Origin of the sequence: Qipengyuania gaetbuli (assembly GCF_020524765.1) — a bacterium.
Lineage (GTDB): Bacteria > Pseudomonadota > Alphaproteobacteria > Sphingomonadales > Sphingomonadaceae > Qipengyuania > Qipengyuania gaetbuli_A.
In genome coordinates this window covers 492,502-512,593 of record NZ_JAIVLR010000001.1, presented here as the reverse complement: position 1 = coordinate 512,593, position 20,092 = coordinate 492,502, and the positions used below count along the sequence as shown (strand labels likewise).

The window sequence follows — 20,092 nt, the reverse complement described above, 5'->3', positions numbered from 1 at the left end:
TATTGCATGTGCGGAATTATCGGGATCGTCGGAAACCAGCCGGTTGCTGATAGGCTGGTCGATGGCCTGAAGCGCATGGAATACCGCGGGTACGACAGCGCCGGTATCTGCACGATCGCTGACGGCATGCTGGTGCGCCGCCGGGCGCAAGGCAAGCTGGGCAACCTGATCGCCGAACTGGCAGGTAACCCGGCGCCGGGCGAAATCGGGATCGCCCACACGCGTTGGGCAACGCACGGTGCGCCCACGGCCACGAACGCCCACCCGCATGCAACCGATCGTGTCGCGCTGGTCCACAACGGGATCATCGAGAATTACAAGGAGTTGCGCGCCGAACTGCGCGAGGCTGGACGTAAACTGGAAAGCGATACCGATACCGAAGTCGTCCTGCATCACATCTCCAAACTGGTGGAAGAAGGCCGCTCGCCGCAGGAAGCCGTCGCTGAAATCCTGCCGCGCCTGCGAGGTGCATTTTCGCTGGCGATTGCCTTTCGCGACCATCCCGACATGCTGATCGGTGCGCGGCTCGGTTCGCCGCTGGTCGTCGGTTACGGAGAGGGCGAGACCTATCTCGGATCCGACGCGCTGGCGCTCGCACCGCTGACGCAGCAGATCAGCTATCTCGAGGAAGGCGACTGGGTGGTTGTCACACGCGAGGGCGCGACGATCTACGATGCCGAGAACACCGAGGTCGAACGCGAGGTGCGCGCTTCGGGCGCATCGGCCGCGGCGGTCGAAAAGGGCAATTACCGCCACTTCATGCAAAAGGAGATTTTCGAGCAGCCGACCGTGGTCGCGCAAACGCTCGCCTCCTACCTGCGCCGCTCGGACAACTCGGTTGCGCTGCCGCAATTCGATTTCGACCTGTCGAGCGTGCGCCGCATCACCATCGTAGCCTGCGGTACGTCCTTCTATGCGGGCATGGTGGCGAAATACTGGTTCGAACAGTTCGCCCGCGTTCCGGTCGACATCGATGTGGCGAGCGAGTTCCGCTACCGTGAACCCGTCCTCGAGGAAGGTGGCCTGGCGCTGTTCATATCCCAGAGCGGCGAGACGGCCGATACGCTGGCGGCGCTCCGGCACTGCAAGCAGAATGGCCAGACCATCGGCGTCATCGTCAACGTGCCGACCAGTTCCATGGCGCGCGAAGCGGACCTGCTGCTTCCTACCCATGCCGGGCCCGAGATCGGCGTCGCCTCGACCAAGGCGTTCACCTGCCAGCTTGCCGTGCTGGCGGCTCTTGCGGCCCACATGGCGGTCAAGAAAGGGCTGATGAGCCGCGAGGAAGAGCAGGAAGTGGTCGCCCACCTGCTCGAAGCGCCCGCCTGCCTAAACGCCGCGCTCGACCACGACGACGACATCGCCAGCATGGCGCATCTCATCGCGCCTGCGCGCGACGTGCTGTACCTGGGCCGCGGCCCCGACTTCCCTTTGGCGCTGGAAGGCGCGCTGAAGCTGAAAGAAATCAGCTATATCCACGCCGAAGGCTATGCCAGCGGCGAGATGAAGCATGGTCCCATCGCGCTGATCGACAACGAAGTGCCGGTAATCGTGCTCGCACCTTCCGGGCCGCTGTTCGAAAAGACCGTCTCCAACATGGAGGAAGTGCGCGCGCGCGGCGGGCAGATCGTGCTGATTTCGGATGCCGAAGGGCTCGAACAGGCCAGCGAAGGTTGCATGGCGACCATCGAGATGCCGAAAGTCCACCCGCTGATCGCGCCGCTGGTCTATGCCGTGCCGGTGCAGCTTCTCGCTTATCACGTGGCCTGCGTGAAAGGCACCGATGTCGACCAGCCGCGTAACCTGGCCAAGTCGGTAACGGTCGAGTGATCCTGCAGGGCCGGTGGTTTCCGGCCCGGTAAGGACGAGAGTTCACTGAGATTGCGTCGGCGCGTTTGCCCGCAATTTCAAGGGCTAGGCGCCGTTACAGGCCCTTCGATCGGGCAAGCAGGAAAAAGCGTAAAGGCCAGAAGCGTTTACGTGCGCATAACCTTTCGCTTGTAAGCGTGCGGGGGTGAGCCAGACGAGTTCAAATACGGTTGTCGATGCGGAGACCTTGACCGCCCGCCAGGTGCTTGGCCTGGCGAGCGTCGAAGGCGTCGACTGGTCGCGTCTTCACGGCCACCAGTATTCGCTCGTCAGCAAGCGCGCCGTAGTGCGCGCCGTGCTTCACGCGATTGCCTTCGTTCTCGTCGCTGCGGTTGCCATTCCGACGGTCAACCCGCTGCTCGTCGTGGCATGGGGCTGCGCGCTGGGCCTGTCGGTCATCCATGCCTTCAGCCTCGACAAGCGCCTGCGCAACGCGGAAATGCGCCGGTTCAATCAGGACGACGTGCGCGCCCACGCCATGACTTCGGCCAACAAGGGGGCGGTCTGGTCGCTCGGCGTCGTAGCGCTGGCCGCGCTGGGTGCGCAGGAACAGCTTTCCAGCATCTGGATTATCCTGTGCTTCCTTGTGGTGTGCAGCACTTCGAGCCGGTACAGCGTGCCGCTCAGCACCATCGCCTTCCTTGCTGCGGCATCGGTCGGCCCGCTGATCGTCGCCCTGATGCACAGTTCCTTTCTGCTGGCCGGGGTGATCGCGCTTACCATGCTCCTGGGTTCGCTCGGAACATTCGAGATGGCGCGCATGCGCGTCGGCGGTCGCCTGTCCGAATTGGCGATGCAGGAGAAGAGCGAAGTCGTCTCCATGCTGCTACGCGAATTCGAGGAAGGCGAGGCCGACTGGCTGTGGCAGGTCGATCCGAACCGCAAGATGCGCTCGGTGAGCCCGCGCCTGGCCTTTGCCATCGGTAAGCAGATTTCCGAGATCGAAGGGCAGCCCTTCCTCCAGCTCATTTCGGGCGATAGCTGGAAGACCGGGCAGTTTCCGCCGAGCCTTCACGAACTGGCCGAGAAGCTTAAGCGCCGGGAAAGCTTCTCCAACCTCACCGTCAAGGCCGTCATCAATGGCGAGCGTCGGTACTGGGAGCTTTCAGGCACCCCCATGCTCAACGACAACGGTTCATTCATCGGTTTCCGCGGTGTTGGATCGGACGTGACCGAGAAGCACGAGAGCAGCGAGAAGATTGCTTACCTTGCACGCTACGACACGCTGACCCAGTTGCCCAACCGCCTGATGCTCACCGAGGCACTGGGCGAGGCACTGGAATACTCGCAGCAATGGCGTAGCCGCTGTGCATTCCTGATGATCGATCTCGACCGCTTCAAGGCGGTCAACGATTCTCTCGGGCATCTCGTCGGGGACCAGATGCTTGGCGAGGTTGCCCGGCGCCTCAAGCCGCTGGTGGACGAAGGCGAGGTCTGCGGACGTCTGGGGGGCGATGAATTCGCGATCGTGTTGCGCGATGCGACGGACCGCAAGCGCATCGATACGCTGGCGAAGACGGTAATCGCGGCCTTGTCCGCGCCGTACCATATCGAGAACCAGGTCCTTTACGTTGGGGCCAGCGTGGGTTCTGCCATCGGTCCGCGTGACGGGACGAAGGTGCAGGAGATCATCCGCAACGCCGACTTGGCGCTCTACCGCGCCAAGGACGAGGGCGGCGGTGTCCACTGCGAATACGAACCCTCGCTGCACGCCACCGCAGAGGAAAAGCGCCAGCTGGAATTCTCGCTGCGTACCGCGCTCGAGAACGACGAGATGATGCTGCATTTCCAGCCCGTCGTGGATGCCAATACCGAAGAGGTCGTCAGTTTCGAAGCGCTCGTGCGCTGGAACAGCAAGGTCCACGGCTTCGTCAGCCCGGCCAAGTTCATTCCGATCGCCGAAGACACGCGCCTGATCGTGCCCATCGGCACCTGGGTGATGAACGAGGCTTGCCGCGAGGCGGCAACGAACTGGCCGGAACACGTCAAGGTGAACGTCAACGTCTCGCCGGAACAGCTTCTAGAGCCCGATTTCGCTGGCACAGTGGTGCGCGCGCTGTCGCATAGCGGCCTGTCGGCAAACCGGCTGGAAATCGAGGTGACCGAGAGCATCTTCATGCGCGATGCCGGCGTGGTGCGAAAGGCGCTGGAACAGTGCCTTGCGCTGGGTTGTTCGGTCGCGCTCGACGATTTCGGGACGGGCTATTCCTCGCTCGGCTACCTCAGGAAGCTCGAATTCACGACCATCAAGGTCGACCGCATGTTCGTTCAGGGCGCGGCGCAGGACAGCCCGGAAAGCCTCGCGATCATCCGCGCCGTGGTGGCCATGGCCGACAGTCTCGGCATGACCACGACCGCAGAAGGCGTCGAGAACCAGGAAGAGGCGGACCTCATCCGCCGCCTCGGCTGCACCAAGATCCAGGGATACCACTTCGGCCGTCCGATGCCGGCAGCCGATGCCCGCAAGATCTTCTCCCGCGGTGCGCTCAAGAGCGCCTGATCAGGCGTCTGCGAGCGAGCGGATTGCCGCTTCGAACAGGGCGCGTCCGTCCGTGCCGCCATGGGCCGGGTCGATCGCGCGTTCGGGGTGAGGCATCATGCCCAGCACATTGCCGGCAGCATTGAGAACGCCCGCGATATCGCGCTGCGAACCGTTGCACGCCTCGGCATAGCGGAACGCCACGCGGCCTTCGCCTTCGAGCCGGTCGAGCGTTTCCGCATCGGCAAAGTAATTGCCGTCGTGGTGGGCGACCGGGATGCGGATTTCCTGCCCGGCCTCGTAGCCGCTGGTGAACAGCGACTGGGCGTTCTCGACCTTGAGCGCGACAGTGCGGCAGATGAAGTTCTGGCCCGCGTTGCGCATCAATGCGCCCGGCAGCAGCCGTGCTTCGGTCAGGACCTGGAAGCCGTTGCATACGCCGAGGACCGGCACGCCGCGCTCGGCTGCACGGATTACTTCGCGCATGATCGGGCTGTTGGCCGCCATGGCGCCCGAGCGGAGGTAATCGCCATAGGAAAAGCCGCCGGGCAGGGCGATGAAGTCCAGCCCGTCGGGCAATTGGGCGTCACCGTGCCACACGCGGTGCGGGGCGGTGCCTGAAACCTGCTCGATCGCAACCGCCATGTCGCGGTCGCAGTTGGAACCGGGAAAGGTGATGACGGCAGAGCGGAAGGCCATCAGTCGAGCTTCTCGATGCGGTAATTCTCGATCACCGTGTTGGCGAGCAGCTTCTCGCACATCTCGGTCAGCGCTTCGTCGCTGGTGCCATCGGCCAGGTCGAGGTCGATCGTGCGGCCCACGCGCGCATCTTCGACGCCGGAAAAGCCAAGCCCTTCAAGGGCGTGGTGGACAGCGCGACCCTGGGGGTCGAGCACGCCGGGCTTGAGGCTGACGAGGACACGGACTTTCATGGGCGGCGCCTTTGATAGCTTGGGGTTGAAGCTTGCGCGCGCCTATGCCGCGAGTGCGCGCGAAGGGCAAGCGGCAGGCGAAAGGCGAGCGGGGACAGCAGCTTACCCACCATCAGCCTGAAAACCGAGTGTCACCGCATTGCAACATCATTCCGGAACCGCGCAATTCCGCGCCTTTCCGATTCGAAAAGCGCGACATTTCCGCTACAGGGCGCGGGTCAATTCCCCCACTCCATCCCACCAACCCGCGCGCAGGAACGCTTCGGGCCAAAAGGATCATCCCCATGATTGACCGCTCCCTTACTCTCCGCCTCCTTTCCGCCAGCACGCTGGCTCTCGCTCTTGCGCAGCCCGCGATGGCCCAGGACGTCGACAGCTCCGACACCGAAGTGACCGGTGCCGAAGAAGCCGACAACGGCCAGCTCGACATGATCGTCGTGACCGCCAACCGCCGCGAGGAAAACCTGCAGGACGTCGCCGTTTCGGCAGCCATCCTGTCGGCCGACGCGACCCGCACCATCTTCGACGCCGGCGCCGACGTCACCGCGCTGGCCGGCCGCGTCCCCGGCCTGTTCGTCGAAAGCTCGAACGGCCGTGCGGCTCCGCGCTTCTACATCCGCGGCCTCGGCAACACCGACTTCGACCTTGCTGCCTCGCAGCCGGTTTCGGTCGTCATGGACGACGTCGTCCTTGAAAACGTCACGCTCAAGAGCTTCCCGATCTTCGACGTCGAGCGCGTGGAAGTGCTGCGCGGCCCGCAGGGCACGCTGTTCGGCCGCAATACCCCGGCCGGCATCGTCAAGATCGACACCGTCAAGCCGGGCGACGAATTCACCGTCAACGGTTCGGCCAGCGTCGGCAGCTTCGGTTCGGTTTCGATCGACGGCGGCCTCACCATTCCGATCGCACCGGGCCTCGCCTCGCTGCGCCTTTCGGGCATGTGGCAGCAGCGCGACGACTGGGTGGACAACGGCTTCACCGGTGAGGAAGACGCCTATGGCGCCTATGCCGACATCGCAGCGCGCGCCCAGCTGCTGATCACCCCGACCGATCGCCTGTCGATCCTCGGCAGCTACTCGATCCGCGATCTAGACGGCACCTCGACGCTGTTCCGCGCCAACATCCTCGGCCCGGGCAACAACGAGCTGAACGACAATTACGACCGCGACACCGTCTTCTTCGACGCCGGCGGCGGCAACCAGGCCGAATACAAGGCCGAGATCATCACCGGCAAGGTCGACTACGAAGCCGATTTCGCCACCTTTACCTCGATCACCAGCTTCGCTTCGAGCGAGGGTTCGAGCCGCGGCGACATCGACGGCGGCTTCGGTGCGAGCTTCCTTCCGGTCATGGGCCCGGGCTTCATCCCGTTCCCGTCGGACACGCGCGATTCGATCGAGCTCGACCAGTTCACCCAGGAAGTCCGCCTTGCCAGCAACGGCGGCGGTGCTTTCGAGTGGCAGGTCGGCGCTTTCTACTTCGACAGCGATTTCGACGTGACCACGGTCGGCTTCGACTTCCCGCCGTCCGTCACCGTCAACCACACGAACGAGAGCTGGGCCGTGTTCGGCCAGGTTTCCTCGCAGGTGACCGACACGATCAAGCTGACCGGCGGTCTGCGCTACACCGACGACCAGAAGGACTTCGTCGTCCTCGACGGTGCCGCACCGCAGCCGCGTTCGGTCCAGGATGACCGCATCAGCTGGGATCTCGCCGCATTCGTCGACGTGAGCGCCGATGCCAGCGTCTTCGCTCGCGTCGCCAGCGGTTTCCGCGCCCCGACGATCCAGGGCCGCGACGTGGCCTTCTTCGCGCCGCCGTCGATCGCGACGAGCGAGAAGATCATGAGCTACGAAGTCGGCTTCAAGTCCGAACTGGCCGACCGCCGCGTCCGCCTGAACGGTGCCGCCTACTTCTACAACATCGAGGACCCGCAGTTCTCCGCCGTCGGCGGTGCCGGCAACCTCGTGCAGCTCGTGAATGCGGCGGACGGTCGCGGCTGGGGCTTCGAGCTCGACAGCGCCTTCCAGATCACGCCGAATTTCCTCGTCACGGCCGGTGCCAGCTACAACAACACCGAAATCCGTGACGAGAACCTGGCCGTCGGCATCTGCGCCCAGTGCACCGTGCTCGACCCGATCGTGAACATCGGCGGCACCGACCGCGCGCTGGTGGACGGCAACCCGTTCCCCAATGCCCCGGAATGGATTGCCGACGTCACCGCACGCTATGCCGTGCCGGTCGGCAGCGTTGGCGAAATCTTCGCCTACACCGACTGGACCTACCAGGGCGAAACCAGCTTCTTCCTTTACGACAGCGCCGAATACGTTGCCGACAACCAGATCGAAGGCGGTCTGCGCATCGGTTACGCCAAGCGTGACGGAACGCTGGAAGTCGCTCTCTTCGCCCGCAACATCACCGACGCGGATAATGTGAAGGGCGGTATCGACTTCAACAACAACACCGGCTTCGTGAACGATCCGCGCGTGATCGGCCTGTCGGTGCGCTTCGAGCACTAAGTTCGGCGCCACACGAAACGAACGGGGCCGGGAGGGGAAACCTTCCCGGCCCTTTTTCGTGGCGGGCCAGCGACTTCGGCCCTAGACACGAGCGCCGATGACCGCGCTCGACCTCGTCTACAATCCCGTATCGGGCAGCTTCAGCCAGGCGCATCTCGATGCGCTGATGGCAGCACTGGAGGCCGAGGGCTTCGGCGTCACGCCGATGCCGACGACCGCGCAGGGAGCCCAGCTGTCGGGCAGCGCGGAAGTGATTTGCGTCCATGGCGGTGACGGGACCTTGCGTGACACGGTGCAGGCGCTCGGCGACAAGGCCGGGGATGTGCCGCTCTGCGTTGCGCCATCGGGCACAATCAATCTCGTCGCGCGTGAGCTCGGCTATGCCCGCAAGCCCGCGAAATTTGCCGCCGAACTGCGCGCGGCATGGGACCGCGGGAGCGACAGCTGGGTCCATTCGCCGCTCTACACGCTTGGCGAGATGCCGATCGTGTCCTGCCTCTCCATCGGGCCCGACAGCCATGCGGTCGCGAGGGTGGACGGCAAGCTGAAGAAGCGTATCGGGCGCTATGCCTATGTCGTCGCGCTGGCCCAGCAGATGCGTGACTGGCCGCGCGATACCATGACCATCAGCGGCGAACTGGCGGGCGGGGAGAGCTTCGAATACGAGGCGGAAGCCGCCATCGTCAGCCATGCGGCGCTCTATGCCGGTCCGTTCAGGGTGAGCCCGCAGGCGGCGCTGGCCGCGAATTCTGTGGAGCTGATCACGCTCACCCGCTCCACGCGGCTCGGGACGATCGCTCTCAGCCTGGCGGTCATGCTGCGCCTGCCGGTCGCGCGGCTTGGCATTGCGGAAATCCGGTCCTGCCGCCGCATCGCCTTCGACCGCTGCGTGACCCCCGTCCAAGTCGACGGGGACCACATGCCCGATTGCGCCTTCGCTATCGGGCCCAGCGGCATGACGCTGCGCTACGTGGTGTAGCTGGTTACTTCTTGGCTGGTTTCGGCGGCGTGCGCAGGCGGCCGCGATGCGCGTTCATGTCGAGCACTTCGCCCGGACCGGCATCGTCGTTCTGCAGCAGGCCGAGACGGCGCGCGACTTCCTGGTAGGCTTCGCTCTCGCCGCCAAGGTCGCGGCGGAAGCGGTCCTTGTCGAGCTTTTCGCCGGTGTTGATGTCCCACAGGCGGCAGCCGTCGGGGCTGATTTCGTCGGCGAGGATGACGCGGCTGTAATCGCCGTCCCAGATGCGGCCGAATTCCAGCTTGAAGTCGATCAGGCGGATGTCGATCGCGCTGAACATGCCGCACAGGAAGTCGTTGATGCGGATCGCCATCGACGACATGTCCTGCATTTCTTCATGGCTGCACCAGTTGAAGCAGGCGATTTCCTCTTCGGAAACCTTGGGATCGCCGAGGCCGTCGTCCTTGTAGCAATATTCGATCAGCGTGTGCGGCAGCAGCTCGCCTTCCTCGATGCCGAGGCGCTGGCTGAGCGAGCCGGCGGCGACATTGCGCACGACCACTTCGAGCGGAATGATTTCCACCTGGCGGACCAGCTGTTCGCGCATGTTGAGGCGGCGGATGAAGTGGGTCGGGATGCCGATGTGCGACAGGCGCGTGAAGACATACTCGCTGATGCGGTTGTTGATAACGCCCTTGCCGTTGATCGTGCCCTTCTTCTGGGCGTTGAAGGCGGTGGCGTCATCCTTGAAATACTGGATGATCGTGCCCGGTTCCGGACCTTCGTAGAGGATCTTGGCCTTGCCTTCGTAGATCTGGCGGCGACGTGACATGGGCGATTTCCTTCGCGCTCAAAAAACCGTCGCCCCGGCAGCGGAATCGGGTGCGTCCGCTTGGTCCGGGGCGTTCGCTTGGCGCATACAGAAGCGCGCGCGCGAAAGCAATTGCGGGGACGCCCCGGCCCCGATAGCCCCCGAGACATGACGATCGGGATAAGAACCCTTTCCGGTCCGGAACTGGCAGAAGCGCTGGACGCATTGGCGGACCTGCGGATCGCGGTGTTCGCGGAGTGGCCCTACCTCTACGATGGCGATGCCGCCTACGAACGCGAATACCTTGTGGAATTCGCAGCCGAGGAAGGCTCGGTCCTGGTCTCGGCCATAGACGGGGATCGCATCGTCGGGGCGGCCACCGCTTCTCCGATGAGCGGCCAGAAGCCCGAATTCCGCCGCCCGTTCGAGGCGCTGGGGCACGATACCGCAAGCCTGTTTTATTTCGGCGAAAGCGTGCTGCTTCCCGCCTATCGCGGCAAGGGCATCGGTCATGCCTTCTTCGACCGCCGCGAAGCCGCAGCGCGCGCCCATGGCGCAACGCACGCGACCTTTTGCGCAGTGGTTCGGAACGAGAACGACGCCCGTCGCCCGCCCGGCCACAGGCCGCTCGACCCGTTCTGGCGGGCCCGCGGTTACGAGAAATTGGAAGGCCTCACCACCAGCTTCGACTGGAAGGAGCCCGGCAGCGCGGGCGAGGTCGCCCATACGATGCAGTTCTGGATGGCCGCGCTCTAGTGGCGGGTCGGGGCGGGCGCGTCCTCTACTGCGGGGGCGTGGTCGGCCTTCAGCTTCTCGATCAGGCGCCCGAGCGTGGCGCGCTGGACGAGCACGCTGAACAGGACTGCGGCAAAGGTCGCGGCAAGGATCAGGTCGCGCGTCTCGCCAGCGGGTAGCGACAGGGCCAGTGCAATCGAAATACCGCCGCGAAGACCGCCCCACCACAGCACGCGTCCCGCGCCCTTGTCTTGCAGGCGTGCTGCCGGGATCGCCTTGGTCGAGACGAAGATGCCGACCGCGCGCGCGGCCAGCGTCAGCGGGATCGCGGCAAGGCCGAAGACCACTGCATCGGCGCCCGCGACCAGCACGATCATTTCCAGCCCGATCAGCAGGAAGAGGATGGAGTTGAGCAGCTCGTCCACCAGCTCCCAGAACTTGAGCACATAGTCGCGCGTCACATCGCTCATGGCGAAGGTAACGCCCTGGTTGCCGATCAGCAGGCCGGCGACGGCCATCGCCAGCGGTCCGGAAATGTGGAGATAGCTGCACAGCGCATAGCTGCCCATGACGACGGCAAGCGTGATCAGCACTTCCAGCGTGTATTCGTCCATTCCGGCCAGCGCGCGGTAGCCGACAAAGCCCGCAACCAGCCCGACCAGCACGCCGCCGCCCGCCTCGATCGCGAACAGCCGCGCGCCTTCCGCAATGCTGAAATCGGCGCCCGTCACCGCCGCGCCGAGCAGGATGATGAAGACCACGATACCCACGCCGTCGTTGAAAAGGCTCTCGCCTGCCACCGCGCTTTGCAGCGATTGCGGGACGTTCTCCTCCTTGAGCACGCCAAGGACGGAGACGGGATCGGTGGGGGCAATCAGCGCGCCGAAGACGAAGTACCAGATCGGCGCGATCGGCAGGACGAGCAGTGTCCCCACGCCCCACATGGCAAGCCCGACCAGCACGGTCGAGATGATGACCCCCACGGTCGACAGGAGCAGCACCGGCAGCCAAGCAACCTTCAATAGGGCAAGGTCGACGTGAAGCGCGCCGGCGAACAGCAGGAAGCTCAGCATTCCCTGCAGCAGCGTATCGGTGAAGTTGAGCTGGCGCAGCGTATCGGCCACCCAGTCGTCCAGCGTGATACCTGGAATGAAGGCGTTGGCGACCATCAGCGTTATCGCGGCAAGCGCCCCCATGACGGTCAGTCCAATGACGTGCGGCAGGCGGACGAAGTGGTGGTTGAACCAGCCCAGCAGGGCGCTCGCCACCACGAGGAGGGCGGCGATTTCGAAGGGGTTGAGCGCGGCGCTGGCTGTTTCATGCATGACCGGGGGGATAGCGCGGCGCAAAGCGAAGGTGAAGCTTGCGCGATATCACGCACTTGGGCAGCTTCGTCCGGGCATGACCTATCGCTATCGCCATTCGGGCCTCGCCGTGGCCTCGCAGCTGGAGTTGCCGGAATGGGCGGCCTTCCAGGCAGAGTTCGACGCGCCGGACGTGCAGATCGTTATCGACGACGGACCATGTCCGGATTGTCCCTCCGACGGTAGCACCGCGATTGAGGGGGACACGATGCGTTTCGCAATCGATGGCATCGGGGGCTGGCAGGTCGAGGGCGGACACACCTTGCGCCTGCACCCGGGACTGACCGCCGATCCCCGCGAGTTGCGGCTGTTTACGCTCGGCAGCGCTTGGGGCGCGCTCGGCTACCAGCACGGTCTGGCCATGTGGCACGGCAGCGCGGTTGCGCGCGGCGGACGGGCGTTCCTGTTCTGCGGCGAGGCCGGGGCAGGCAAGAGCACCATGGCAGGCGCGTTGCTGGCACGCGGCGCGGCGCTGGTGGCCGACGATCTCAGCCGGGTCGAGCCGGGGGCCATCCACCCGTCCAGCGCGCGTATCAAGCTGTGGGGAGAGGCGATCGAGCGGTTCGGCTGGCAGGAACGCGTGATACAGCGCGATTACCTGCGCGACGACAAGTTCCATTGTTCTGCGCCCAATCACCTTGCGGGAGAACAGGCCGTTCCGCTTGGCGGAATCGTCGTCCTCGAACGGGCGGACAGTTTTGCACTGGACCGCCTCGTCGGCAGTGCGGCGCTGCGCGAGGTGCTGCGCGGGACGCTCTACCGGCCCGAAATGCTCGAGGCGATGGGACGCTGGGCCGAGCAGGGGGCGCTGGCGGCACAGATCGTGGCGCAGGTGCCGGTCTGGCGACTACGCAGACCGAAGGATTACGCCGCGCTGGACGCGGTTTGCGAAGCGGTCGAGGCGCTCTGGCTGGAATAGGGAAGGTGTGGTGCCCGGGGACGGATTCGAACCGCCGACACTGCGATTTTCAGTCGCATGCTCTACCAACTGAGCTACCCGGGCTCCCTTTCGCCGGGGCCACGCATGGGCCGCTCCAGCGGTTGGAGTGCGCGCCTATGGCGAAGGCAGGCGCGCTTGGCAAGGGCCTAAATCAGTCCTTTTCGCCGCCCGTGACCTCGGCAGCGATTTCCTCGGGCAGTGCAGGCCGTCCGGGCACCGCGTAGCCATCGCCGAACCACTGCGCGAGGTCGCGGTCGCGGCAACGGCTGGAACAGAAGGGTGCATGCTCCTCGACCCGCGGCTTGCGGCAGATCGGGCAGGGTTTGGCGGCTCTAGTCATGACCCACGATCTGGGCAGCGCCTGCTTCGATGGCAAGGCCGGGATCGGCCTCTATCCGCAGCGGGCGGCCCGTCCTGCGCTCCAGTTCGGCGATCCATTCATCCCTGATTTTCGCTTTAAGCGCGGGATGCACGGTCAGCAGCGTAACGCCTGCCCCCTCGACCCGCTCTGCACGGCGCAGCGCCATGCGTGCCGCCATGCCGGTGCGCGAGCTGGCGAAGCGGTGCAGCAGCGAGGGCCCTTCCAGCCGGGCGACGAGCTGGACGAAGCCGAAGCCGTTCATCGCCGTGCGTTCGTGCGGCCAGTCCGCCAGCACGTCTTTGAGCAGGCTGTCCACCGCCTTGCGGTCCGTCTTCGCTTCGAGCGTGGGGAAGTCGATGCCGATGGAACCGCCGAGGTCGAAGCGCGGCAAGGCCCCGCCAAGCGCCCGTGCGGCGCGCAAGGCCAGTTCCCGAAGTGGGAGGTCGCCGTCGACGTCGACCACACTCATCGCAGGTGTGACGGAAAAGAGCAGCGATCCGCCGTCGAAGTCGATTTCGCCGCGCGAAGCCTCGTCCCAGACTTCTTCCCACAGGCCGGCGGGGAAACGATGGACCTCTTTGCCGGTGGAGAACGCATGATCGGCCGTAGCTGTGACCGCTTCTGGCGGCCGCGCGGCTGGCAGCTTCAGCCGACCGCGCTCGGCGATGGCGCCGCGTGTGATGACGGCGGAAAGGCTCGCACCTTCGCTTGCGCTCTGGGGCAGCCGGTCGAGCAGGATTTCGCGGCCATCAGCCAGCGTTCCGGTCCCGCGGGTGCCGCGTTTCGTGGTGAGCTTTGCCGTGACCTGCTGGCCGGCGTGAAGTTCGCCCTCCCAGCGTAGCTTTGCAGCCAGAACCCGGTCGCCTTCGACGAGGATCGCGCGGGTCTCGCCGATCCCGTCCTCGACCAGCCATTCAGGCAATGGGGAACCCCGCGGCCTTCAGCAGCGCACGCGTTTCGTAGAGCGGCAGGCCCACGACACCGGAATGGCTGCCGTGGATGCGGCTGATGAGGCCTTCTGCAATGCCCTGGATGGCATAGCCGCCCGCCTTGCCGTCCCATTCGCCGCTGGCGATGTAGGCGTCGATCTCGTCGGCGGAGAGGCGCTTGAATTGGACGATAGTCTCGCTCAGCCGCTCGCGAACCGCTCCGTCGGGCGCGCGCAGGGCGATCGCGGACAGCACACGATGACGGCGACCGGACAGCAGTTCGAGGCACTTGCGCGCCGTTGCCTCGTCCTCGGCCTTGGGCAGGATCCGCCGGCCGGCCGCGACCACCGTGTCGCCGGCAAGTACGAAGCCGTCGGGCGAAGCGGCGGCTTCCGCCTTTTCGCGGGCCATGCGCTTGGCATAGTCGCGCGGCAGTTCGCCCTTGGCAGGTGTCTCGTCGATATCGGCAGGAGCGATGGCATCCGGCGTCACGCCCAGCCGCGCGATCAGTTCGCGGCGGCGCGGGCTGGCGGAGGCTAATATGAGAGTGGGCTGGCCCACGCGGTCTTACTGGGGGCCGGGGCCGCCGCGACCGGGCATGAAGCGGTAGGTGATGCGAGCCTTGGTCAGGTCGTAGGGCGTTAGTTCGCACAGGACCTCGTCACCGACGAGCACGCGAATACGGTTCTTGCGCATCTTGCCGGCGGTGTGGCCGAGCACTTCGTGGCCGTTCTCGAGTTCGACGCGGAACATGGCGTTGGGCAGCAGTTCGACCACCTTGCCGCGCATTTCGAGAAGTTCTTCCTTGGCCATTACTATCCTTAGCTGATGCAGTTCGTCGAGTTGTGTCGCGCGCCCATAGCGTCAGGCGGGATAAAAGGGAAGCTTTAGGCATTGAGCCAAGCATCGCACTCCTGCGACAAACCGATACAGGGTGGCCGCTTGCGCGTCCGCCCTCTTCGGGTAGGTGCCGTAGGGGGGTTGGCTTGGACTGCATACTGGATAAACCCTTGAAAACACTTCGCGCACGTACTTCGCTGCCGGCTCTTGCGCTTGCCCTCTCGCTGAGCGGCGTTCCCGCCATGGCGGAAGAACAGGACCCGCGGGCCCAGCCGCAGCCGGACATGGAAGAGATGGCCGTGCCGCCTTCGGCTTCGGACACCATCGTCGTGGAAGGCACGCGAATCCGCGGCCAGCTGTTCGTCGAAGAGAAACCGATCGCGGAATTCAGCGAGCAGGACATCGCTGCATTCGGTGCCAGTTCCATCGCCGACGTGATCGCTGCCATCGAGCCGGCCACCGGCAGCGGGGCGCGCAGCAGCCGCGGCGGCGGCCAGCCGGTGTTCCTCATCAACGGTATCCGCGTGTCCAGCTTCCGCGAATTCCGCAGCTATCCGCCCGAAGCGGTGCAGAAGGTCGAGGTATTCCCCGAGGAGACGGCGCAGCGCTTCGGCTATTCCGCCGACCAGCGCGTGGTGAACATCATCCTCAAGCCCAATTTCCAGAGCGTGAGCGCGGAAGTCGAATACGAAGGGCCCGACCGCGGCGGGTTCACCCGCAACGAGCAGGAACTGACCTATCTGCGCATCGGCGAGAAGGGGCGCCTCAACTTCAACCTCGATTTCGAGGACACCACGCTCCTGACCGAGGACGAGCGCGGCCTGACCGTCGAGGGCGGTTTCCCGGGCGAGGAACAGTTCCGCAGCCTGCGCGCCGACACGATGAGCGGCGAAGGCACGATCAATTACGCCCGCGCTTTCGTAGAGAGCGGACTGTCGCTGAGCCTCAACGGCACTTACAACCATTCCGAAAGCCTCAGCCTGTCGGGCCTGTCGAATGACGGGACCATCCCGCTTGAGCGTCGCGGCGATGTCGACACGATCTCGGTCGGCGGCACGCTCTCGCGACCCATCGGCGACTGGAACGCGGTCTTCACCAACGACACGGTGCGTTCGCTCTCCACGACGGAAATCGACCGCTTCGACGGCAGCGGCTTCGATGTCGCGGAAAGCCGGACCTGGACCATCGCCAACGACCTTACGCTGACCGGCTATCCGATCGCGCTGCCGGCGGGCGATATCAGCGTCACCTTCAAGACCGGCGTCGACTGGCGCCAGATCGCCAGCGAGGACACCCGCTCGGCGACCGATATCGAACTGACCCGCCGCCGGTTCGACGCGAACACCACGCTGTCCGTTCCCATCGCGGAACGTGGCGGCGCATGGGGTGCGATCGGCGGCGTCAGCCTGAGCCTGAGCTCGGGCATCGAGGACCTGTCGGACTTCGGCACGCTGGCAAACTGGAGCGCGGGCATCAACTGGCAGCCGACCGATACGCTGGGCTTCAGCGCCACGCGCATCTGGCGTGAAGTGGCGCCCAGCCTGACTTCGCTCGGCAGCCCCCGGATCGACGAATTCAACGTGCCGGTGTTCGACTACGCGACTGGCGACACGGTGCTGGCGACGCTGGTAACGGGCGGGAATCCGGACCTTCGTGCCGAGACCCAGGCCGACTGGAAGTTCAGCGCCAACTGGGAACTGCCTTTCTGGGAGAACGCGCGCCTGCAGGCCGATTACGGCATCAACCGCTCGCGCGACGTGACGGCGTCACCGGGCTTCAGCGCGGCATTCGAAGAAGCCTTCCCCGACCGCGTGACGCGCGGCACCGCGGGCGAACTGCTTGCCATCGATCGTCGTCCGCTGACGCTCTACGAGACCCGCAGCCGGGTGCTGTCCTTCGGGCTCAACACGCGCGGCGAGATCGGCAAGGCGCCCGAACGTCCCGACCGCGGCGCCCAGGGCAATGGCGGTCCGCCGCAGGGTCGCCCGGGCGGCCCGGGTGGCGGACCCGGCATGGGCTTCGATCCCGCTCGCATGGAGGCGATGCGCGAGACCTTCTGCAAGGCGCCCGAAGGTGAAACGCCCGACCTGTCGGCCATCCCGGAAATGTTCCGCTCGCGCCTGCTCGACGCCAACGGCAATCCGGACCCGGAAAAGATCGCCGCGGCTCGTGCCCGCTTCTGCGGGGCGGAGGCCGACCAGCGCAGCCAGCAGTTTACTGCCATGCGCGAGGCGATCTGCGCCGAACCGCCCAAGCTCGACGGCCTGCCCGAAGAGGTTCTCGCCCGCCTGAAGGACGAGAATGGCGAGATCGACCCCGAAAAGGTCAAGGCGATGCGCGAGAGGATGTGTTCCGCACAGGCCGCGCAGGGCGAAGGCCAGCCGCAGCAGGGCGGTCCGCGCCGCGGCGGGGGTGGCGGCTTCGGCCGCTTCGGCGGCGATCCGTCGGACACGCGCCCGCGCTATTTCCTCAGCCTCAATCACAATATCGTGCTCGAGAACGAGGTCCTGCTGGCAGAGAACGGCCCGCTGTTCGACCAGCTGGCGGGCGATGTCCTTGGCGGCAGCGCGATTTCGCAGCACTCCTCGCGTCTCGAGGGCGGCCTGTTCTGGCAGGGCTACGGCCTGCGCCTCACCGGTCGCTATATCGGCGAGGCGGAACTGCTCGGCGGTGATCTGCCCGGGTCGAGCGACCTGTTCTTCTCGGACCTGGCGACCTTCGATATCCGCCTGTTTGCCGACCTCGGCGAAGTCTTCAAGAAAGAGGACGGCTGGATGAAGGGCCTGCGCGTGTCTGTGCTGGCCGACAACGTGTTCGACGCGCGCCGCACCGTGACCGACGAGAACGGCGATACGCCGCGCGCTTACGACCCGCTGCGGATCGACCCTGTCGGCCGCTACCTCGGCGTGGATATCCGCAAGGCCTTCTGACTCGCGGGCGCGTCCTGCCTCAGTGCAGGGCGCGCTGCGGGAACAGCAGTCGGGCCCAGAGCGGGGCGGAGAAGGGTTTCCATTCCCCTTCCGCCTGCGCCAGCCGGTCGGCAATGGCGTAGACTGCGGCCGGGTTCACCCCGAGACCGCAATGGCTGGCAAGCACTTCGATGTTCTCGCAATCCTCGCGTCCGCAGCGCTGGACCGAACCGCGCCAGTGCACCACGCCGTCGCTTCGCGTGAGGATCGAGGTCGTGGGGACGGGCGGGGCTTCTGCCAGTTTCTGGAAATTGCCGCCCCTCATCACTTCGGGCTCGCGCCCGTTCAGGTATTCGAACAGGCGGCGGGCATTGGTGTGGTTGCGATCGTCTGAAATCGGGCTGCCGAGGCTGATGACGAGCCGCACCTTGTCGGGCGACAGCTTCGCAAGTTCCCGGGCGAAAACGCCGCCAAGGCTCCAGCCGACGATGCTGATCGGACGGCCGGTCCGGTCATGTACTTCGTCGACGCAGGCCATCATCGCCTCAATGCGGGCCTGGTCCACGCGGACATTGCGGCCCAGGTTCCAGCCCGCGCAGTCGTAACCGAGATCGCACAGCAGCCGGCGCAGCGGCGCGGTCGAATAGTCGGACGCCATGAAGCCCGGCAGTACCAGCACGCCGTGACCGTCGCCGCGGGGCAGCGCGTTCATCAGCGGCCGCAGGGCATAGAAGCTGGCCAGCTCGCTCATCGCGCGGCCGGGTTCGGCCAGCGTCAGCAGGCGGCTGGGCGGACGCGCATCGATCTGCGCGGCGGTTGCAGTGGTCACGATTTGGTTGTTCCTTTCCCCTTAGGGGCAGCCTTCTTACGGCTGGCGACCCCCTTTGTGCCCGTCTTCGCTTTCGAAGCGGGCGCTTTCTTCGTTGCTGTGGCCTTTTTGGCCGGCGCCCGCTTCTTGGCGGCGGGCTTCTTCGCTTCCGCCTTCTTCGGGGCGGGGTTCTTCGCCGCATCGCGCAGTTCCTCGTAGGATGCGCGGATGCATTCGACGTAGAATTCGGGGTCGGGCATCATTTCCCGGTCCGCGGTAAAGGCGATCGTCGCTTCGTCGGTATAGGATTGCACGACATGGCCAAGGCCCAGGCCATCGGTCAGGCACAGGAGGCCCATCATGCTCTGCATCTTCGCGCCGGCCGAATAGATCGGGATCGGCGGTCCGGGGACATTGGTTACCACGGTCGAGAAGATCGGCCCGACACCGCGGTTGGCAAGGCTGAGGCGGCTATAAAGCTGCGCGCCGAGCGCCATGAACAGCGCGGGGCTGGCCTTGCTCATCTCGGTCATGTTGCGCGCGCCCATGGCGTCGGTCATGGCCTTGGAATTGACCGTGCGGTCATGGCAGAACTGCAGCCGCTCGACCGGGTCGGCGATATGCGTGCCGAGCGGCGCGATCATTGCGGCCACCTGGTTGCCCATGGTGTCCTTCTCGCCCTTGGAGCGGACCGAGATCGGCGCCATGGCCGTCAGCGTCTTCTTAGGCAGTTCCTTCTTGTCTTCGAGGTAGCGCCGCATCGCGCCGCCGATGATGGCGAGGAACACGTCGTTGACCTTGGCGCCTTCGACCAGCGTGCGGATCGCCTTAACCTCTGCCAGCGGGACGCTGATGCCCTCGACCACACGGTGGGGCGAGATTTTGCGGTTGAAGCGGGTCTTGGGCGCGATCATCTCGGTCGAGACGTCGAATTCCTTGGCCGCCAGCCCTTTCAGCGCCTTGGCGAGCCCGGGCGCGGCCTTGGCAGCGACCTCGATCTGCTTCAGCGGGTTGGTGATCGCATTCATGTAGCTGCGACCGAGCAGTTCGACCGGGTTGGGCAGCTTTTCCGGCTTCCATGTGTCGGGCGTGGACGGCGGCGGTTCGTCGGGGCGCAGCGTATGCGTCGCTTCCATCAGGTCGATCCCGCTCATCCCGTCGATGGCGGCATGATGGACCTTGGTGATGTAGGCATAGCTGCCCTTGGCCAGCCCCTCGATCCCGTCGAGCCCTTCGACCACGGTGAATTCCCACGGCGGGCGGCTGAGGTCGAGCGGGCGGGAGAAGACGCGCGCCGCCTGGATGCACAGCTGCCGCCAATCGCCCGGCTTGGGCAGGGCAATATGCCGCACGTGATATTCGAGGTCGAAATCGGGATCCTCGATCCAGTAGGGATAGTCGAGGTCGAAAGGCACGCGCACGAGGCGCTGGCGCATCGTCTTGGACAGTTGCAGGCGGCTTTCGATGAAGCCGAGGATATCCTTGAAGCGCACGAAACCGCCGGGCGCGGTGCTGGGATCGTAAATCAGGATCGAGCCGATGTGCATCGGCGAATTGCGCGTTTCCAGCGCAACGAAACTGGCATCCATGCCCTGCAATTGCTGCATAGGGTCCTTTCCGCGCTACCGCTCCGCCAAT

General features: G+C 65.3%; 17 protein-coding genes and 1 tRNA gene. 7 read left to right on the top strand and 11 right to left on the bottom strand.

Annotation, left to right across the window (positions count from 1 at the left end; all coding sequences use genetic code 11):
• The first annotated feature begins 6 nt into the window (after positions 1-6).
• Positions 7-1,830: a glutamine--fructose-6-phosphate transaminase (isomerizing) gene (glmS, locus tag LC083_RS02665; RefSeq protein WP_226699076.1), complete on the top strand. Its 1,824-nt coding sequence runs from the start codon at positions 7-9 to the stop codon at positions 1,828-1,830.
• 184 nt (positions 1,831-2,014) lie between these two features.
• Positions 2,015-4,369 (top strand): putative bifunctional diguanylate cyclase/phosphodiesterase, encoded by a 2,355-nt coding sequence (locus tag LC083_RS02660; protein WP_226699075.1) that lies wholly within the window; start codon positions 2,015-2,017, stop codon positions 4,367-4,369.
• On the opposite strand, the gene purQ is transcribed toward LC083_RS02660, so the two are convergent.
• On the bottom strand, positions 4,370-5,047 hold the full coding sequence (gene purQ, locus LC083_RS02655) for a phosphoribosylformylglycinamidine synthase subunit PurQ (RefSeq protein ID WP_226699074.1): 678 nt from the start codon (positions 5,045-5,047) through the stop codon (positions 4,370-4,372).
• Positions 5,047-5,280, bottom strand: coding sequence for a phosphoribosylformylglycinamidine synthase subunit PurS (purS, locus tag LC083_RS02650; RefSeq protein WP_160607733.1), 234 nt, complete (start codon positions 5,278-5,280; stop codon positions 5,047-5,049). Before purS ends, purQ begins: the two co-directional genes overlap by 1 nt.
• Positions 5,281-5,564: 284 nt before the next feature.
• Between purS and LC083_RS02645 the strand changes: the two genes are divergently transcribed.
• Both LC083_RS02645 and LC083_RS02640 read left to right on the top strand, forming a co-directional pair.
• Positions 5,565-7,799, top strand: a complete 2,235-nt coding sequence (locus LC083_RS02645) for a TonB-dependent receptor (protein ID WP_226699073.1) — start codon at positions 5,565-5,567, stop codon at positions 7,797-7,799.
• A gap of 97 nt (positions 7,800-7,896) precedes the next feature.
• Positions 7,897-8,778 (top strand): diacylglycerol/lipid kinase family protein, encoded by an 882-nt coding sequence (locus tag LC083_RS02640; RefSeq protein WP_226699072.1) that lies wholly within the window; start codon positions 7,897-7,899, stop codon positions 8,776-8,778.
• 4 nt (positions 8,779-8,782) lie between these two features.
• Here LC083_RS02640 and purC read toward each other — a convergent pair whose 3' ends face one another.
• Positions 8,783-9,589: a phosphoribosylaminoimidazolesuccinocarboxamide synthase gene (gene purC / locus LC083_RS02635; protein WP_160607729.1), complete on the bottom strand. Its 807-nt coding sequence runs from the start codon at positions 9,587-9,589 to the stop codon at positions 8,783-8,785.
• A 147-nt stretch (positions 9,590-9,736) separates the two neighbouring features.
• On the opposite strand from purC, the gene LC083_RS02630 reads away from it, so the two are divergent.
• Complete coding sequence (locus tag LC083_RS02630) at positions 9,737-10,324, top strand: GNAT family N-acetyltransferase (protein ID WP_226699071.1); 588 nt, start codon at positions 9,737-9,739, stop codon at positions 10,322-10,324.
• Here the strand turns inward: LC083_RS02630 and LC083_RS02625 are convergent.
• Positions 10,321-11,628, bottom strand: coding sequence for a cation:proton antiporter (locus LC083_RS02625; RefSeq protein ID WP_226699070.1), 1,308 nt, complete (start codon positions 11,626-11,628; stop codon positions 10,321-10,323). The two genes, LC083_RS02630 and LC083_RS02625, sit on opposite strands and share 4 nt — an antisense overlap.
• Before the next feature lie 76 nt (positions 11,629-11,704).
• Here LC083_RS02625 and LC083_RS02620 point away from each other — a divergent pair, with 76 nt between their 5' ends.
• Positions 11,705-12,586, top strand: a complete 882-nt coding sequence (locus tag LC083_RS02620; RefSeq protein ID WP_226699069.1) for a hypothetical protein — start codon at positions 11,705-11,707, stop codon at positions 12,584-12,586.
• Between the two features lie 8 nt (positions 12,587-12,594).
• Here LC083_RS02620 and LC083_RS02615 read toward each other — a convergent pair.
• From LC083_RS02615 to infA, 5 genes are all read right to left on the bottom strand, one after another.
• Positions 12,595-12,670, bottom strand: a tRNA-Phe gene (locus tag LC083_RS02615).
• A gap of 88 nt (positions 12,671-12,758) precedes the next feature.
• Complete coding sequence (gene yacG, locus LC083_RS02610; protein WP_160607721.1) at positions 12,759-12,947, bottom strand: DNA gyrase inhibitor YacG; 189 nt, start codon at positions 12,945-12,947, stop codon at positions 12,759-12,761.
• Positions 12,940-13,890, bottom strand: a complete 951-nt coding sequence (locus LC083_RS02605; RefSeq protein ID WP_226699068.1) for a ribonuclease — start codon at positions 13,888-13,890, stop codon at positions 12,940-12,942. The genes yacG and LC083_RS02605 overlap by 8 nt, the downstream gene beginning before the upstream one ends.
• Positions 13,883-14,458 (bottom strand): Maf family protein, encoded by a 576-nt coding sequence (locus LC083_RS02600; RefSeq protein ID WP_226699067.1) that lies wholly within the window; start codon positions 14,456-14,458, stop codon positions 13,883-13,885. Before LC083_RS02600 ends, LC083_RS02605 begins: the two co-directional genes overlap by 8 nt.
• A gap of 6 nt (positions 14,459-14,464) precedes the next feature.
• Positions 14,465-14,710 carry a translation initiation factor IF-1 gene (gene infA / locus LC083_RS02595; protein WP_047806247.1) on the bottom strand — a complete coding sequence of 82 codons (246 nt, stop codon included), beginning with the start codon at positions 14,708-14,710 and terminating at the stop codon, positions 14,465-14,467.
• Positions 14,711-14,907: 197 nt separating this feature from the next.
• Between infA and LC083_RS02590 the strand changes: the two genes are divergently transcribed.
• Positions 14,908-17,667, top strand: coding sequence for a TonB-dependent receptor plug domain-containing protein (locus tag LC083_RS02590; RefSeq protein WP_226699066.1), 2,760 nt, complete (start codon positions 14,908-14,910; stop codon positions 17,665-17,667).
• 19 nt (positions 17,668-17,686) lie between these two features.
• Here the strand turns inward: LC083_RS02590 and LC083_RS02585 are convergent, their stop codons facing one another.
• Positions 17,687-18,475 (bottom strand): esterase/lipase family protein, encoded by a 789-nt coding sequence (locus LC083_RS02585; RefSeq protein ID WP_226699065.1) that lies wholly within the window; start codon positions 18,473-18,475, stop codon positions 17,687-17,689.
• Positions 18,472-20,061 carry a WS/DGAT/MGAT family O-acyltransferase gene (locus tag LC083_RS02580; RefSeq protein WP_226699064.1) on the bottom strand — a complete coding sequence of 530 codons (1,590 nt, stop codon included), beginning with the start codon at positions 20,059-20,061 and terminating at the stop codon, positions 18,472-18,474. The genes LC083_RS02585 and LC083_RS02580 overlap by 4 nt, the downstream gene beginning before the upstream one ends.
• Between the last annotated feature and the right edge of the window lie 31 nt (positions 20,062-20,092).